The following is a 17,244-nucleotide window of genomic DNA, read 5'->3' on the forward strand; positions in this document are numbered from 1 at the left end:
GGCAACAATGCCCCTGCTTTTTACTCTACTTCTTATCATTTCAGTGCCTTATTTGCCGATTTTTAAATCGTATTAAAATTCTCGTACGAATTTAATTGAGATCGTCGATAAAGAAGCGAAATGATGAAGATATTCAAAAAATCTTATATTCATATTTTATGCCTGCAGCTACTCATTTCGAGTTGTGTGCCTGAGATTCAACGTCGTGATAATAGCCGCGGAGAAGTTCAGGTTGAAAATATTAGCGTGCAAGGTGATAAGCTTAGAATCGTAGGTTCGAGTCTTCATAAGGTCGAAAATATTCGTATCACTGATAAGAGTGGAGTGACTTCAAATTTTTCAATTGGTTCACAAAATGAAGGGGAGATCATTGCTGATGCTCTTTCCAATACACTTCTGCCTCTTAATCAAATTCTTACGATGACGTTAGAGAGTGCAAGTGGTGCAAGTACATTTTCAATCAATGTTGATCTTCCTGATCTTGGAGCATCTCACGGACAGATTCTGCAATACAATGCCATCACAAGAAAGTGGGCCCCGGCCAATCAACCAACTTCAAGTGTGACTTCTGTTAATGGAAAATTAGGTGCGGTCAATCTTACAGTAGATGATCTTTACGACACAGATACAAGTGGTGCCATCTCTGGTTCAATCTTAAAATTCAATGGAACAAATTGGGTTATTGGAACCGATGAAGGTGGTTCATCAACAAATGCAACATCAATTCACAATCGCTTAGTTTCAAATATTTCGCCAACTGATGGGCAGGCCCTTGTTTGGAGCAGTAGTAATTCTTCTTGGGTTCCTTCAACAATCGCAAGTGGCGGTGGAGGCGGATCTGGTGAAGCTAATACTGTTTACTCAACAGGTGGAACTTCTATTTTTAAACAAAAGGTTGGTAGCCAACTTCAGTTTAAAGGCCTTTCTCCATCTTCTGACATTAATATCACTGAAGGTTCAAATTCACTTGGACTTCAAATAAGTACAGGTAATGGTGCAAACCAACTTCTAAGACTTGATTCTCTAGGAAGGCTTCCTGCTATCGATGGTTCACAATTAACAGGTATCTCTGGCGGAGGTGGTGGAAGTGGTGAGACCAACACGATGTCAACGGCCGCGGGTGCTTCTCTTTTTAAGCAGAAGTCTGGTGTGGACTTTGTGATGCGTGGTATTTTAGGCTCATCTGATTTTGTTGTTAATGAAAGTACTAATACTGTTGATCTACAGATCAACACGGCCAATGGTGCAAATCAACTCTTAAGACTTGATTCAAGTGGGCGCCTGCCTGCTATTGATGGTTCTCAGTTAACAGGAATTGCTGCTGGTGGTGGAGACTCAACTTTACAATCACGTGATGTATCGGCCGCTGCACCAACTAATGGTCAGGCCTTACTTTGGAATGATGTAAGCCAACAGTGGGAACCTGCTACTATCACTGCTGGTGGAGCCGGTGGAGAAATTAACACGGCCTCAAGCGCTGGTGGCGAAGCAATTTATCAAAATAAAGTGGGATCAAATTTAGTCTTTAAAGGACTGACTAATACATCGGATATTTCCTTAACTGGAAATGCTAATGATATTCAAATTGGAATTAATACTTCGAATGGAGCAGGACAAATACTTCGTCTTGATTCTTTTGGAAGACTTCCGGCCTTAGATGGATCTCTTCTAACTGGTATCTCGGCGTCTGCGTCAGGTGATGCTGTTAGCTTACAAACAAGAGATATTTCATCAACAGCGCCAACAGATGGACAGGTCCTAACTTGGAATAATACTGCTTCTGAGTGGGAGCCACAAACTCTTGCTGCCGCTAGCTCTGATGCAACAACTCTTCAAACGAGAACTATTTCAACGACAGCTCCTGCTGATGGGCAGGCCCTCGTTTGGAATAATGCAACTACTCAATGGGAACCTCAAACAATTGTTTCTGGTGGTGGCTCAGGTGAGAATAATACCATTTCAAGTGCTGGTGGAGTTTCTCTTTTTAAGCAGAAATCAGGTGTTGATTTAATTTTAAAGGGCCTTCAAGGTTCAACTGACTTTGCTATCTCTGGTAGTACCAATACTGTTGATCTTCAAATTAATACGTCAAATGGTGCAAATCAACTTTTAAGGCTAGACGCCTCTGGACGTCTTCCTGCTCTCGATGGTTCTCTTCTAACAGGAATTGCTGGTGGAAGTTCTGATGCAACGGCCATTCAGTCTCGTACCGTTTCTTCTGTTGCTCCTTCAAACGGGCAGGCTCTCTTATGGAATAGTACAAGTTCTCAGTGGGAGCCGACAACAATCGTGACAGGTGGAGCTGGCGGAGAGGCCAATACTGCTTCTAGTGCTGGCGGGGAAGGTTTATTTCAAGCAAAGGTTGGAACCAATCTTGTCTTTAAAGGCCTTACTGGTGGTGCAGACATTACACTGACTGGTAACACTAATGATGTACAAATTGATGTAACAACGACTAATACAGCTAATCAACTTCTAAGACTTGATGCTTTTGGGCGTCTTCCTGCTGTTGATGGATCTCAGCTAACAGGAATTATTACTTCTGATAATACAATTCAATCACGAGCTGTTGCTGCGACTGCACCAACTGATGGTCAGGCCCTTGTGTGGAATAACACAGCTTCACAGTGGGAGCCACAAACGATTAGTGCTGGTGGCAGTGGAGAAGTTAACACAATTTCAAGTGCCGGTGGTGCGACTTTATTCAAACAAAAAACAGGAAGCGACCTTGAGTTAAAAGGTCTAACTGTAACAAGTGATCTTGCGATAACTGAAAATGTAAATGATGTCCAAGTTGGAGTGAATACTTCTAATGGGGCCAATGAACTTCTTCGCCTTGATGGCTCTGGCCGTCTACCTGCTATTGATGGTTCTCAGCTTACTGGGATTTCTGCTGGTGGTGAAACCAATACAGCAAGCAACAGGGGTGGGGACTTCGGCCTATATTCTCAAAAAGTTGCAAGTGACATTCAATTTAAGGGCCTAACTTTTAGTTCTGATTTTTCAGTGATGGACGTTGGGACATACTTAGATATTTCTGTTGGAAATACAAATGTTGCTGATGGACTTCTTCGTCTCGAGTCAGATGGAAGCTTACCATCTCTAGATGCAACGAATCTTTACAACCTTCCTGCAAGTGATACAACTCTACAATCGCGTGCGGTTTCAGCGAATGCACCAACAAATGGTCAGGTATTAACTTGGAATAGTTCTTTTTCAGAGTGGGAGCCGGCCGACTTAGTTGCTCCAGGTGATGACCTTGGAAATCATATGGCCACTCAAAACTTTCAAATTGGGGCCAACTATATTTCTTACTCGGGACTTGATGAAGGTCTCTATGTAAACCTTGGTGGTAATGTTGGTATTGGAACAAACACTCCTGCTGCGGACCTTCATATTTCAGATTCTCATGCAGAAGCTAAAATTCAAGATACGAACACAGGAATTTCATCGGAAGTAAACTTCACTTTCCTTGCAGATGGTTCTGAAGCTGGCTTTGCTCTTTTAAATTCAAATTATGACTGGGCCTCTGATTTTCCAGATTCTTCATGGTCAGATGTGATGTTATTCCACACTGCTCCTGAGACTGCAAATGGAATGCGTATGCATGCCTTTGCTGGTGATATCAACCTTTCCGTGGGAGATGCAACACTAACAGATGTTTTAAATGTTAATGGAGCTAATGCTAACGTAGGTATTTTAACGACCTCACCAAGTGCTTCATTTGCTCTTGATGTAAACGGTGCTGTTCGAGGGACTGCTGCATTTGATTCAACATCAGATGAACGACTAAAGAAGAAAGTAGTGACAATTTCAAGTGAGGTTTCGATTCTCGATAAAATCTCTCTTCTTGATGGTGTCTATTTTGAGTGGAGAAAGGATGAGTTTCCACAAAAGAATTTTAAAGAGGGTAGAGATATTGGTGTCATTGCCCAAAATGTAGAGAAGGTTTTTCCTGAGGCCATTTCAAAAGACGAAAACGGTTATCTAAGTGTTGCTTATGCCAAATTAGTTGCTCCACTTATTGAAGCTGTTAAGAGTTTATTTACAATTTCAAAAGACCAAGGAAGAGATATTGCTTCCCTTGAGGCCCGCACAAAACAACTAGAAGAAGAGAATCAGATGCTTAAAGATGCTCTTTGTGAAATGAATCCAAAAGCGAAGATCTGTCTGGTTAAAGACTCTAAGTAGTTGTAATTACAAACTAATCCTATGGTTTTACAGTAGATTTTATAGGCTCTCTTGAGTTTGGTGGCGTTGCGTTATACAAGTTCATCAAGAACAAAACACGGGACGATTCTATGAGATCTATTTATCTATCACTATTGATAGCGTTAACGACATTTAGCGCAAGTTCTGCCATGGCCCAGACACCTAAGCAGAAATTCTGTAAAGAAAGAGAGAATAAGCACTTTGTTAGAAATCAGATGATGACAAAGACTGGTGCGCGCATGGGCTTTAGGAATTACGGGGGCCTTCTTAATGGTGGAGTTTGTTGGTGGCACTCTCGTTTTCATCGCAATGCTCTTTATCTTGGGATCTTCAAGCCTGAGTATTCTAAACCATCAGAAGATGAAGTTAAGAATATCATTAAAGCAATTCGTCGAGGCCGCAGTGTCGTTGAGATTCCTGGCTATCGAAACTTAAGAGAGTTCTCAGCTGATAATGACTACTTAATTCAAAATGAACTTGAAGCTTGGCAAAAAACTGATGGGTTTATTAATCAGCAGTGGGTAATTGGTTTACTTGGAGCACCTAAGCGAAGTGCTAATGGTATGAGAAAGATGATGGATGGCCTTTATGAGCGTGTTGTGAATCAAGGTGATGTCACTTATCAAAAGCTGCAAATAAAAGGGATCGATGCACACGCATGGCTTGTTGTTGATATGAAGAAGACTAAGACTGGATACGTTCTCTATGCTGTTGATAGCAACTTTCCAGGACAGTTACAAAAGGTGCACTATAATTATGGGGATAAGTTCTTTAGCTACAATTATTGGTATGGAGAGTTCGCTCCTTATACGGGAAGGAAAGTTGAGATCAAAAGAGTTAAGAAAGTAATTAAAGAATTCTGCAAATAAAAAAAGGGAGCTAAATAGCTCCCTTTCTTTTTATATCTCTATTGCTTTAGGTTAAGCTTCATCAATCGAGAAATTTTCCATCTGGTCGAAGTTTAGGTAACGATAGATTGAATCATCTTTACCTTCAAGTGGCTTCATCATTGATAGATACTCATCAACTTTTGGAATGTATCCAAGTTTCGCACAGATTGCAGCAAGTTCTGCTGAACCTAGATAAACCTGAGCACCTTTACCAAGTCTGTTGTTGAAGTTACGTGTCGAAGTTGAGAATACTGTTACACCGTCTTTTACACGCGCTTGGTTACCCATACATAGTGAACAACCTGGCATTTCAAGTCTTGCACCAGCAGCTGCAAATTTCGAGTAATAACCCTCTTTAGTTAGTTGGTCTTTGTCCATCTTTGTTGGAGGACATACCCATAGTCTTGCATCAGCTTGACCTTGACCATCAAGAACAGTCGCAGCAGCTCTGAAGTGACCAATATTTGTCATACATGAACCGATGAATACTTCATCAATTTTATCACCTTGAACGTCACTCATTTTCTTAACGTCATCAGGATCATTTGGACAAGCAACGATTGGCTCTTTCATTTCATCTAGATCGATTTCGATAACAGCAGCGTACTCAGCATTTGCATCCGCTTCCATTAGTTCACCATTTTCAATCCAGTCTTGAACTTCAGCAATACGTCTTTCAAGTGTTCCAACGTGACCAAAACCATTTGCGATCATTGACTTCATAAGAGCAACGTTTGAACTTAAGTATTCAACAACAGTTTCGCGACTTAGCTTAATTGTTGAACCAGCAGCACTTCTTTCTGCTGTTGCATCTGTAAGTTCGAATGCTTGCTCAAGCTTAAGGTCTGGTAAACCTTCCATTTCTAGAATACGACCAGCAAAGATATTTTTCTTATTTTTCTTTTCTACAGTAAGTAGACCATCTTGAATTGCTTGGTAAGGGATCATGTTAACAACGTCACGTAGAGTGATTCCTGGTTGTAACTTTCCTTTAAACTTAACAAGAACAGATTCTGGCATATCAAGTGGCATAACTCCTAGAGCTGCAGCAAATGCAACAAGCCCTGAACCAGCTGGGAATGAAATTCCAAGTGGGAAACGAGTGTGAGAGTCTCCACCAGTACCAACAGTATCTGGGATTAGAAGACGGTTTAGCCAAGAGTGGATAATACCATCACCAGGTCTAAGAGCAACACCTTCTCTGTTTCTGATATAGTCTGGAAGAGTCGCGTGAGTGATAACGTCACTTGGCTTTGGATAAGCAGCAGTGTGACAGAATGATTGCATAACTAGATCAGCGTTGAACTTAAGGCATGCAAGCTCAGTCATCTCATCTCTTGTCATTGGACCTGTTGTATCTTGAGATCCAACAGTTGTCATTTTTGGAAGACATGAAGTTCCTGGAAGGATACCTGTTACGCCACAAGCTTTTCCAACCATTTTTTGTGCAAGAGTATAACCTTGACCTTCGTGCGCTTCTGTTGTGTGAGGCTTAGCGAAGATTCCTGAGTCGTTTGCAGTTCCTTGTCCAAGTTCTGCTCTTGCTTTATCTGTTAGCATTTTACCAATAATTAGAGGAACACGACCACCAGCTCTGAATTCGTCTAGAATTGTTTCTGGGGCGATGTCGTATTTTGCAAGTTCTTCACCCTTATCATTTAGGATTTTCCCTTCAAGAGGGCGAACTTCAATTACTGTACCTGTTGTAAGTGCTGATACATCAATTCCTTGAATTGGAAGAGCACCTGAATCTTCAGCAGTGTTAAAGAAGATCGGAGCAATTGTTGAACCGATGATTACACCACCACGTCTCTTGTTAGGTACGAATGGGATATCTTCTCCAATGTGCCATAGAAGAGAGTTACAAGCTGACTTTCTTGAAGAACCTGTACCAACAACGTCACCTACGAAAGTAACAGGAAGGTTAAACTTTTCTTTAAGATCAGAAATTTGCTTTGGACCTTCTGGGAAAAGTGCTCCTCCCATAACATTTGCGTGAAGAGGGATATCCGCTCTTGTGAATGCAAATGGAGCAGGTGAGAAGTCATCTGTATTGATTTCACCGTCTACTTTGTAAACGACAGTTTTGATTGATTCATTGATTTGTGGCTTGTTTGTAAACCACTCAGCATTTGCCCAAGACTCGATAATTTCTTTAGCAATTGCATTTCCACCGTCTGCAAGTTTCTTAACGTCGTCGAAAACGTTAACTGCAAGAGGAAGATTCTTAAGTTCTTTAGCAGCAAGTTTTGCAAGAGCTTCATCATTTCCTGCAACAATATCAACTAGACCTTGAAGGTTGAAACCACCAACCATTGTCCCTAGTAATTCAACTGCATATTCTTTTGAAATAAGTGAACAAGTTTGTGCACCCTTCGTAATCCCAACTAGAAAGCTTGCTTTTACTTGAGCAGCTGGATCAACACCTGGGTTGATACGATCTTTAAGTAGATCAAGTAGCTCTTGTGTAGGCGCAGCTTCAAGAAGTTTAACAACTTCAGTAGCTTGTTCTTTTGTTAGTGCTAATGGAGGAATACCTTCTTTGGCCCTTTCCTCAACATGTGCGTGATAATCTTCTAGAAAATTAGACATAGATCCTCGACTTTTTGAGTTAAATTCAGTTTTTTGTATTTGATTTATACATGCATTTTTACCACCTTTTAGGCCGTTTTACTAGTCGTTATCAGCTTTTAGAAGGCTTGACTAAATTAACTTTTTTTAACTCACTGCATATCGTTGGACAGTCGATAGGCAGACTATGAAAAAGCAAGAATTCGAATTGGAATTAGAAAAGTTGTGTGAACAAATCTTCTTTAAAGAAGAACTTTTGGAGTATATCAATGTCCATAAGTCTTATATTCAACACTTTTCAAAGGCACTAATGAAGGAATTGGGTTGTAATGTTCTCATGGGAGGCCCAGACTCAGGAATCTTTGGTGATATCCCACTGCAAACGAGAAAGCAGGTCAATTGGATTGAGGTCTACGCTGGCACAAAGGCAATCGTTGAGCTTAAAAATATCTACGGCCAGAAGCGTTACTTATCTGTTAGTACTTCTAAGCTCTCCCATATGGTGGCAATGTCAGATGAAAGCGATTTTACATTATTGTTAAATGACGTCCTACGTCCTGGTTTTGTGGCCGGGATTGATTTTGACTTTTTGCGATATAAAGGAGCCGCCTCCATTACGATTTCTAAGTCTCGAGCGCGTGCCGCTCAAAAGCATGGTGGGGCGATCTTTGAAAATGTCTTACTCATTCATAACTTAGGAACAAGTGATTGTAAGAGATATGACTATAAACCAGATCTAAAGTGTAACTCGATTAACCTTGCCGTTGATTATCGCCACTATAATATTATTTTAAATATTGAATCCTCTGGGAAGGACTCAACAGTTCGCAAGCTCTATCTTTCGCGTGGAGCAAATCTCAGAAATTACTTTGAAAAAGAGGGGAGTATCGATATCTACCATATGGATGTTAAGCGTAGTCCTCACTTCAATGAAAACCTCTCCCTCGATAAATATGATGGTGTTTACCTAAGTTGGCGTCCTCATATTGTGGATAAATACCTAATTGAAGAAGCACAGAATCATCCTAAGTTTCCTCACTTTCCTAGTTCTGAGGAGGAAGCAGGTGAAGAGGCCGCATAGCATTTGGGCTTTTCTAAAATTGATCTTCATAGTAGATTGTTAAAAAACATAACAAGTAGGTTATTTTATGAAGCAATCACGTGTCGAACAATTAAGTCCAAAATATGTTTGGTCTAACTTTCAAAAACTACTAGATACTCCAAGACCTAGTTATCACGAAGAAGCGGTACAAACTCTACTTCTCTTATTTGGGAAGAGTTTAGGCTTAGAAACTTATCGTGATGAAGTAAATAATGTCATTATAAAGAAGCCAGGACAACTGGGGGGTGAAAACTCAGCGCCAGTCATTCTTCAAGGTCACCTTGATATGGTCGCTCAAAAGAACGAAGGCAACCCTCATAATTTTAAAAAGGATCCAATTACAACTTTTATCGATGGAGATTGGGTACGTGCTAATGGAACAACTCTTGGTGCCGACAATGGTATCGGTTGTGCGTTTGCAATGGGGCTTCTTGAAAGTAAGGATATCCCACATCCGCCTCTCGAATGTGTTTTTACGGCCTGTGAAGAAGCTGGAATGCACGGAGCAATTGGCCTAAAAGGCGATCACTTTGATGGAAAGATTATGCTCAACCTCGATACTGAAGAGGAAGATGAGCTTATCATTGGTTGTGCCGGTGGTGTTGATCTTATCTTTGAAAAAGAATTTGGTGAGGGCCAAGCAAATGGAGTCCATCAAAGAGTTGCTATTAAAGGTTTAAAGGGTGGACACTCGGGAATTGATATTCACCGTGGACGCTTAAATGCTAATAAGCTTATTCCAGAAGTTTTTGCTGGAGTTGATGATATTCAACTTGTTTCGATTAAAGGTGGGTCTTTAAGAAACGCTATTGCTAGGGAAGCCTTTGTCGACTTTTATACAAGTGAAGAAAGCCTTCTCAAAATTCGTGGTAATTTTGAATCTCTATGGGAGAAGAATCAAGATGCTGAAGCTGGCCTAAAGTTTGAGTTATCGTCAATTAGTGAAGAGGCAAAGGCCCTTTCAATAGAAGATTCTAAGCTTGTACTATCTGCAATTAGTAATTGTCACCACGGTGTGAAAGCGTGGGATGAGCACTTTGAAGGCGTTGTTGAAACATCGACAAACTTAGGTGTGATCACTCTTGAAGCGGGAAAATTTAGCATGGCAAATCTTATTCGTAGTGCTAGTGAAGAAGCAAGAGATAGCTTTGCTCAGGAAATGATTTCAGCTCAAAGCGAACTTAATTCTAATGCTATTCTTGAAGGTGCATATCCTGGTTGGAAGCCAAATCCAGAATCTAAAATTCTTTCAGTTACTGGTGAAGCTTTTAAAGACTTAAGAGGTCAGGCCCCGAAGATTTCTTCAATTCACGCAGGTCTTGAATGTGGAATTCTTTCAAAGGCCATGCCTGATGTCGATATCATAAGCTTTGGACCGACGATAACAGGGGCACACTCGCCAGATGAACAAGTTTCTATTTCATCAGTTGAAAAGACGTGGCTTCTATTCTTAGAAGTTATCAAGAGGCTTATGTAATGCTAGCGATTGGCCTACAAAATAATATTTCAACTCTCTTTGTCTATTTGATCGTTGTTCAAATTCCAATGATCATTACATATCTCTTTGCTAAGGATTTAGGGATTTCTAATCTTTGGCTATACTTTGTTTGTCTTATTATTGGGCTTAGAGTTGCATTTTTTAAAGATGATCACTTTAAAAAAAAGGTAGAGTCAAAACTCTTTAAGCAGCTTCAAATGAAAAATGGTAAGTCTCCTTCAAAGAGTGAGATTGTTAAGGCGTTAAATCTATCTGTTGGGCTTAGGGATATTATCTTCTTTGCTAACTTAATTATCGTTTTAGTTTTAACGGCATTTTTTAATCAATTTTAACTGCGTAAAAATATCTTAATCTCGATAAGAATGGTGTGGAATATAAATATATTTACACCATTCTTATCTTCATCTTTATCCTCGAAGGTTGTCAAAAACGCAGTCGTACGATTAGCTCTGTTAGTACCAATCTCCAAGTTGCCAAAGGTGATTTAACAGCACGTCTTGTCTCAAGAAGATTAAATGGACAAAGGATCGTTATTGAAGGGGAGTGCTCAGATGGTATTCCTGTTAGCTTCTTTTCTAATAATCTAGTTAAAGACCAACATTTATCCACTGAATGTCGAAATGAGAAATATCGAAAAGTTTTATACTACCAAGCTGATGTTGTCGGTCATCAAGATGTCTTCGTTACTCAAGATGGATACTCATCTATTGTGATGATTCCAAGTGTTGTCACTCGTAGGCCAGGGAAAGTAATTGTTGATACACCAATGGAAGGCTACTTCTATGGGCGTACTATTTACGTCTCTGGACGTTGTCAATTAAAGGGAACTGTCTTTATTCGTGGAAGTTATATTGAAGATTTTGTCAAAGCAGTGTCGTGCTCAAATGGGATCTTTCTTACCCCGATCTACTTTTCAAAAGTAAATGCAGAAACAATGGAGACTTATCTTTTTATCAATCAGGTGGATGCCTATGGTAATAGCTCTGAAATGACTATTAAGAAGATTAAGTTTAGAAATGATGACCATTCGATTTTTTTAAGTGAGTCAATTGTTGGGGCACTTAGTGACACGCTAGAGGTGACAGGAAGTTGCAAAGGCTTTGATCAAGTCAGTATCGATGGAAATATTGTTAATTGTCGTAATGGCAACTTCAGTTATAAGCTTAGTCTAGAACCTCGAAAAAGTCCTGACCGTCTCCTTTATCAAGTTCCTGTTGAAGGGGTGAAAGGAGATTATCGTTCAAATCTACGAATGCTCTTTTATTATTATAAAACAGTTGAAACCTCTCCACATTTTTTTTCTCCCAGTGGTAAGTATGATGAGAGTGCTAGAGGTAGACATGTAATCAGTGGGACTTGTGGTAGAACTTATATAAATGGAAATGTGAGGCTCTATACTAAGAAGTCTGAGAATATTCTGCGGGATGGCCACAATATTCCACTAAGACAAGATGATGGTGTCTTCATTATCTACCCCGAAGAGTATGATCTAGAGGGAGAGACGACAGTTTTTGCCGAGTGCAATGATTTTTATATCGACTATAAAACTAATAATTTCTCAACATCTTTTGACTATATTTCTTCTGACTATACTCGACTCGCTCCAAAAGAAATTTCTGTGCATAGTATGAATCATACAATTGAGGGGGCATGTTCTCAAGGAACCTCTGTTCGCTTGCTTGATCTGAGTAATGAAAATGTTGAACAGGACAAGTGTGTAAATGGGAAATACTCAATTGAGGTGACATCTTCACAAATGGCAGGAATAAATCAATATGAAATCTTCGAGGTTAACTTATTTGAAAATTATCAAGGGGCCAAGCAGCTAATTGATGTTAACTATAATTATGCGGTAGCTTTTCCTTATCAGTTTTTACAAGAATCACCCGTTCCTGGTTGGGGCTCTAAAGTATCACCACTAGGTTTTTTTTGGAAGTATCCGTATAAGTCTGAGATTAATGATATTTATTATGGTTACTATTCAAAGAATAGTTATATTCAAGTAGAGTGGAAGAAGTTACCACAAAATACTAATCAGTTACTTCTCGATGGCCATGAATTACTTAGATTGGGCTATAAAGAATGCGAGGAAGTACAGGTCTACTTTCAGTCTGTTGATAAGAAAAATAGAAAATCAATTATCATTGAAACAAATCCCATAAGATTTGATTTCACTCCTCCTGATGAAGTCCAGGTCGAACAGATCGATTATTCACCATTATTTAGAAAACAATTACCAAAATTCCACTTTAAAGATGCCGATGATAATTGTGTAAGTGATGATAAATTATTTTACAAATACACTCTTTATCAAGTTGTCTTCTCTAAAGAAAATGAAGAAGAAATTATCGATCGTAAAACGATTGATGAATTTACTGTGTCGAATATCCTTAAAGAGAATTTTTTTAATAGAAAGTACGACCTTGATGGAAATTATCAAGTCGGGGTAACTATTTATGATCGAGGTCAGAATGCAACGAAAGAGTATTTATCAATTATTTTCTCATGGAAGTAGAGAGATCGAGGGGGCATGGAGGCCCCCGTTATATCATTAGTAATGCCAAGGAAATTGAGAGAAGTCTTTTTCGCGCTTTTCAACAAATGCGTCACGTCCTTCTTGTGCCTCAGGAGTCCCATAAGCAAGTCTCGTTGCTTCACCAGCAAATAGTTGCTGACCAACTAAACCATCATCAAGAAGATTGAATCCAAACTTAAGCATACGCATTGCTGTTGGAGATTTAGAGTTCATCTCTTTTGCCCACTCAAGCGCAACTTTTTCAAGATCAGCATGAGGAACAACTTTATTTACCATACCCATTTGGAAAGCTTCTTCGGCACTGTAGTTAAAACCACAGAAGAAAATTTCACGAGCACGTTTTTGTCCACATTGGCGTGCAAGATATGCAGAACCATAACCAGAGTCGAAAGAAGCAACATCTGGATCTGTTTGCTTAAAGATAGCATGTTCTTTTGAAGCAATGGTCATATCACAAACAACGTGAAGAGAGTGTCCTCCACCAACGGCCCAACCTGGAACAACAGCAACAACAACTTTAGGCATAAAGCGAATTAATCGCTGTACTTCTAGGATGTGTAGTCTTCCAAGTTTTGCTGGATCAGGAGTTCCATCACCATCAACATATTTGTATCCATCTTTTCCACGAATTCTTTGATCTCCACCTGAACAGAATGCCCATCCACCGTCTTTTGGCGATGGCCCGTTACCAGTGATAAGAACAACACCAACATCACTCCACATTCTGGCGTGATCAAGGGCGCGATAGAGCTCATCTACTGTTTGAGGTCTAAATGCGTTGCGACATTCTGGGCGGTTGAATGCAATTCTTACTGTCCCTTGGTCAACAGCGCGGTGGTATGTAATGTCCTTGAAATCGAAGCCTTCTACTTCTTTCCAAGCACTTGGGTCAAAAATATCTGAAACCATGTGATCTCCTTTTGTTTTCGCTCAATATAAAATGCCTGAGCTAAAGTGTCATTCATAACTTTGTGTGCAGTAGGTCTAAACAAAATACCGGTATTATGGCTTAATGATAAGATGAAAAATCTAATTCTAATTACATTTTTATTCTTTTTAGGACTCAGTGCTAGAGCTGAGGTAACTGTAGTCATCGATGGGACTCGCTATTTCTGTAGCGAAGATGGCAGACCTCCGCAGGATCGCCAGTGGCAGTGTGTTGCTCACTGTGCGGCCAGAACTTCAGATGGGGAATGTCGTAGGTATCGAGAAGATTTCTGTGGCATCAATGCGAGCTGTACTCCATATTGTGAGTCTCGAGCATCTGATGGTGAGTGTCGTCGCTACGGAAATGACATTTGTCGCTCAGAGAACTAGAGGTCGACTAAGGTTTAACCTTTTCAATCTCTTCTATCTCTACATAGAAGTGCTTTGACTCGTTATCTGTTTCACCCTTCATAAGAAAAAGGGTTTGATAATTATAGTCTGTATCAAGTCCAAGAAGGCTTGAGCGAATTTTGACGAGAATGAGGCCGTAGTCATCTTTAACAAGGTAGAAGTTATTTTTTAGCTTCTTATGTATTCGGGCCTTAAGAGCAACTTCTTTGCCATCACTTGGGTTTCTCTTTAAGCTCTCTGAAGAATAGAGGCTTCCTTGTTCTTGCCCTAGAAATTTCTTTGGGCCACCACAAGCAATTAGTAATATCGAAAAAGAAGTAATGAAAAGTTTATTCATAGAAATCATTATATTTAACTAGTTGGTTTTTGACTATAGGGCAAGGGATAGAGATAATTAAACCATGAAATTAATCTCACTCTTATTATTTACTCAAATAACTTTTGCTAGTATCGGTGGCAAGTGGCTGGGCATAGGAGCTGTTAAAACTCCTAAGACAACTCAAGAATGTTCGGAAGTTTATTTTCGATTATTCTATGATGGAAAAAAGTTTAAAATTCAAGAAGGTGGCTACAACTGTAATGGCCTTAGTGCCGAATACCCATACTCTGTCTTTGATGTAAAAGGGCCACTCCTTTACTATAAAGGGGAAGTCTCTGGGCTCATCAATAACGACGAGTTAACGATTTACTCTAAAGAAGATGGCTTTTCTCTACGCTTTTACTTTGTCGCAGAAGACGAAGTTGAGGTCACTGAGTCTTGGAAAGAAGGAAGTGACTACTTAATCATTAAGTCGAAACTACTTAGAAAATAATTAGGCAGCCTTTTTAAAGGACTCCACTCGCTCTTTATTTTCTATAAACTCTTCAAATTCTCGACGTAGGGTCGCATCTACCATTCCGTCAGAAATATATTCAGCTACATAGTAGAAGCACTCACGCCAAGCCTTTTCTAGCTTGGGACTCCAGGTGTTCATATGAAAGAGCATAAGTGTTTGGATAAAAGCTTCTTCGAAAATAGGAAAGTAAGTCTCAGAGACTTCGTACTTGATCTGATTCCCTCCTAGTCCTTGAAGGTAGTATTTTAAATACTCAGGATTTTTTAAATTATTGATTGTGATACTAAGGGCCCTAATAAAAGATGCTTTCAATTGTTCGCGGTCCATGTGAGCGAAAACTTTTTGCATGCCTGGTTCAAGAATAATGACATTGTCAAAAAAGGCATTTGTAAAGTTTTTTAGATTAGGCTCAATTCTCCTAAATGATTCAGTAACTAATTCCTTATCAAAGCTCATAATTTCTCCTAAGCGCTATAATTTACTCTTCGTGGGCAATATAACTTCTTTTGAATTAAGATTTTCTAAATTCTCTCCAAACCCCGTATTTACAGATTGTCCCTCTTAGGAGAGTCTAGGGTTAATGAAAGTTTTAGCTGTAAATAATTTAACTTATAATTTTGATCAAAAATCAATTTGTCAGTTTGATAAAATCTCTTTCGATCTTAGAAAGGGTGAGGTCTTAACTCTTCTTGGTCCTTCTGGAACAGGGAAGACGACTTTATTCAATATCCTAACTGGAAAGTTAACGCCACTAAGTGGTGAGGTCGAAAAATCTGATGATCTTAAAATTGAAATGGTCTCAGGCATTGATAACCTCAACTGGGACTTAACGGTTTTTGAAAATATTGAAAGTCATTTACTTGCTCACGAGCCAAGTGCCGATACAAATCGCGTCCGAGATATGATTGAAATTTTTGGCCTTGAATATAAAGATCACAAAACGTTAGATCAACTTTCGGCCGGACAATTACAAAGACTTCTCTTTGCTCGCTCAATGGTCATTGCACCAGATGTACTTTTACTAGATGAACCCTTTTCAAATATCGATGAATTTCTAAAGGCAACACTATGTCATGAAATCTTTGAAATCTTTAAAGAAAATGAAATCTCATTAGTTTTTGTCACTCACAATTTAAAAGAAGCGTATTCATTAAGCGATCGTATTATTTATCTTAGTGGTGCTAAACTCCAAACTTATCAAAAACCTCAGGACTTCTATGATAGGCCACTGTCAATTGATGCTGCTCGCTTTGGTGGGATGATTAATCTCGTTGCTGGCCCTATTGTTGAGAGAAGTGGTGACAAGGTTGTCGTAAAAAATGACTTTGGACAATTTGAATTAATCGATAATCTTAAAACAAATAACCAATTTGTCTACTTGGCCTTTCGTCCAAAATTCCTAAAAATAGTTGAGGAAGGTGGACATCTAAAAGGACGAGTGAAGGCAATTATCAGACATGGTGAATATGATTTCATTGAAGTTGCAACCATGAATGCCAAGGTTCTAAGATTCCAAATGGCCGACTCATCTAAGGTGAGTGTTGGTTCGCAAGTAAAACTTGCCATCGATCTTGAGAATGCCTTTCTTCTGCCTGTTTAACTAATTTTTACCAAAACTTAATTATTGGCGCACCCCGTTTTCTCTTAGAATACTTACAAATATTGTCGTTGTGGTATCGTTGGAGGAAAGAGAATGAAGTTATTAATTATCGGTTTTTGTATCTTACTTTCTATTCTTGCATTCGCTAGAGAAATTGATACCGATAAGAGTTTCCTAAAATGGCACGCAAGTAAAGTTGGTGGACAGCACTGGGGCCATGTCAAATTTTTAAAAGGAACAATTGAACACGATGATAAGGGTGAGCCAGTTAAAGGAACTTTCACTGTTCAGATGAATACAATTGATGTTCGAGATCTTGAAGGGGAGTGGAAGGATAAGTTACAAAACCACCTTCGTGAAAGTGACTTCTTTGAAATTGAAAAATATCCAATAGCGACCATGGTAACGAAATCAATTACAAAAATCGCAAAGAATAAATATAAGGTTGTGGCAGACTTTAAAATCAAAAAGGTAACTCGTCCTCTAACTTTTAATATGAATTACGATGGCAAAAATGCCACGGGGAAAGTTAGCTTTGATCGGACAAAATTTGGCATCAAGTATCGATCAACTTTATTGGGCACTGTGGCAGACAAGGTTATTCACGACAAAGTTGATTTAGAATTCAACGTTCAATAAGCTGAAATTACATGTGAACTTG

Annotated in this window: 14 protein-coding genes; 10 read left to right on the top strand and 4 right to left on the bottom strand. The window is 39.3% G+C overall.

The genetic code is table 11. From position 1 onward, the window contains the following. The first annotated feature begins 120 nt into the window (after window positions 1-120). The gene (locus ACRXC1_RS03850) at window positions 121-4,191 is read left to right on the top strand and encodes a tail fiber domain-containing protein (protein WP_433656626.1); all 4,071 of its coding nucleotides are present in this window, start codon (window positions 121-123) and stop codon (window positions 4,189-4,191) included. Window positions 4,192-4,301: 110 nt separating this feature from the next. Beyond that, the gene (locus ACRXC1_RS03855; protein WP_433656628.1) at window positions 4,302-5,081 is read left to right on the top strand and encodes a hypothetical protein; all 780 of its coding nucleotides are present in this window, start codon (window positions 4,302-4,304) and stop codon (window positions 5,079-5,081) included. 51 nt (window positions 5,082-5,132) lie between these two features. Here the strand turns inward: ACRXC1_RS03855 and acnB are convergent, their stop codons facing one another. Further along, window positions 5,133-7,694 carry a bifunctional aconitate hydratase 2/2-methylisocitrate dehydratase gene (gene acnB / locus ACRXC1_RS03860; protein ID WP_433656630.1) on the bottom strand — a complete coding sequence of 854 codons (2,562 nt, stop codon included), beginning with the start codon at window positions 7,692-7,694 and terminating at the stop codon, window positions 5,133-5,135. A 166-nt stretch (window positions 7,695-7,860) separates the two neighbouring features. On the opposite strand from acnB, the gene ACRXC1_RS03865 reads away from it, so the two are divergent. From ACRXC1_RS03865 to ACRXC1_RS03880, 4 genes are all read left to right on the top strand, one after another. Further along, entirely contained in the window at window positions 7,861-8,754 is an 894-nt protein-coding gene (locus ACRXC1_RS03865; RefSeq protein ID WP_392911478.1) for a hypothetical protein, read from the top strand. Between the two features lie 67 nt (window positions 8,755-8,821). Next, window positions 8,822-10,252, top strand: a complete 1,431-nt coding sequence (gene pepD / locus ACRXC1_RS03870; RefSeq protein ID WP_433656633.1) for a beta-Ala-His dipeptidase — start codon at window positions 8,822-8,824, stop codon at window positions 10,250-10,252. Further along, complete coding sequence (locus ACRXC1_RS03875; RefSeq protein WP_433656635.1) at window positions 10,252-10,605, top strand: hypothetical protein; 354 nt, start codon at window positions 10,252-10,254, stop codon at window positions 10,603-10,605. Before pepD ends, ACRXC1_RS03875 begins: the two co-directional genes overlap by 1 nt. Before the next feature lie 35 nt (window positions 10,606-10,640). Next, window positions 10,641-12,788, top strand: coding sequence for a hypothetical protein (locus ACRXC1_RS03880; protein WP_433656637.1), 2,148 nt, complete (start codon window positions 10,641-10,643; stop codon window positions 12,786-12,788). Window positions 12,789-12,824: 36 nt separating this feature from the next. Here ACRXC1_RS03880 and ACRXC1_RS03885 read toward each other — a convergent pair whose 3' ends face one another. Next, a complete protein-coding gene (locus ACRXC1_RS03885) occupies window positions 12,825-13,718 on the bottom strand; it encodes a 1,4-dihydroxy-2-naphthoyl-CoA synthase (RefSeq protein ID WP_021266380.1) in 894 nt (297 codons plus the stop codon). A gap of 111 nt (window positions 13,719-13,829) precedes the next feature. Between ACRXC1_RS03885 and ACRXC1_RS03890 the strand changes: the two genes are divergently transcribed. Continuing rightward, on the top strand, window positions 13,830-14,126 hold the full coding sequence (locus ACRXC1_RS03890; RefSeq protein WP_392911486.1) for a hypothetical protein: 297 nt from the start codon (window positions 13,830-13,832) through the stop codon (window positions 14,124-14,126). 7 nt (window positions 14,127-14,133) lie between these two features. Here ACRXC1_RS03890 and ACRXC1_RS03895 read toward each other — a convergent pair whose 3' ends face one another. Next, complete coding sequence (locus ACRXC1_RS03895) at window positions 14,134-14,484, bottom strand: hypothetical protein (RefSeq protein ID WP_433656639.1); 351 nt, start codon at window positions 14,482-14,484, stop codon at window positions 14,134-14,136. A 64-nt stretch (window positions 14,485-14,548) separates the two neighbouring features. On the opposite strand from ACRXC1_RS03895, the gene ACRXC1_RS03900 reads away from it, so the two are divergent. Next, window positions 14,549-14,959 carry a hypothetical protein gene (locus ACRXC1_RS03900; protein WP_392911490.1) on the top strand — a complete coding sequence of 137 codons (411 nt, stop codon included), beginning with the start codon at window positions 14,549-14,551 and terminating at the stop codon, window positions 14,957-14,959. On the opposite strand, the gene ACRXC1_RS03905 is transcribed toward ACRXC1_RS03900, so the two are convergent. Further along, a complete protein-coding gene (locus ACRXC1_RS03905; protein WP_392911492.1) occupies window positions 14,960-15,439 on the bottom strand; it encodes a globin domain-containing protein in 480 nt (159 codons plus the stop codon). It lies immediately after the preceding gene. A gap of 124 nt (window positions 15,440-15,563) precedes the next feature. On the opposite strand from ACRXC1_RS03905, the gene ACRXC1_RS03910 reads away from it, so the two are divergent. Further along, the gene (locus ACRXC1_RS03910; RefSeq protein WP_433656642.1) at window positions 15,564-16,583 is read left to right on the top strand and encodes an ABC transporter ATP-binding protein; all 1,020 of its coding nucleotides are present in this window, start codon (window positions 15,564-15,566) and stop codon (window positions 16,581-16,583) included. 93 nt (window positions 16,584-16,676) lie between these two features. Then, on the top strand, window positions 16,677-17,222 hold the full coding sequence (locus ACRXC1_RS03915) for a YceI family protein (protein ID WP_392911496.1): 546 nt from the start codon (window positions 16,677-16,679) through the stop codon (window positions 17,220-17,222). Window positions 17,223-17,244 lie beyond the last annotated feature (22 nt).

Source organism: Halobacteriovorax sp. GFR8 (assembly GCF_050955245.1).
Classification (GTDB): Bacteria; Bdellovibrionota; Bacteriovoracia; order Bacteriovoracales; family Bacteriovoracaceae; genus Halobacteriovorax_A.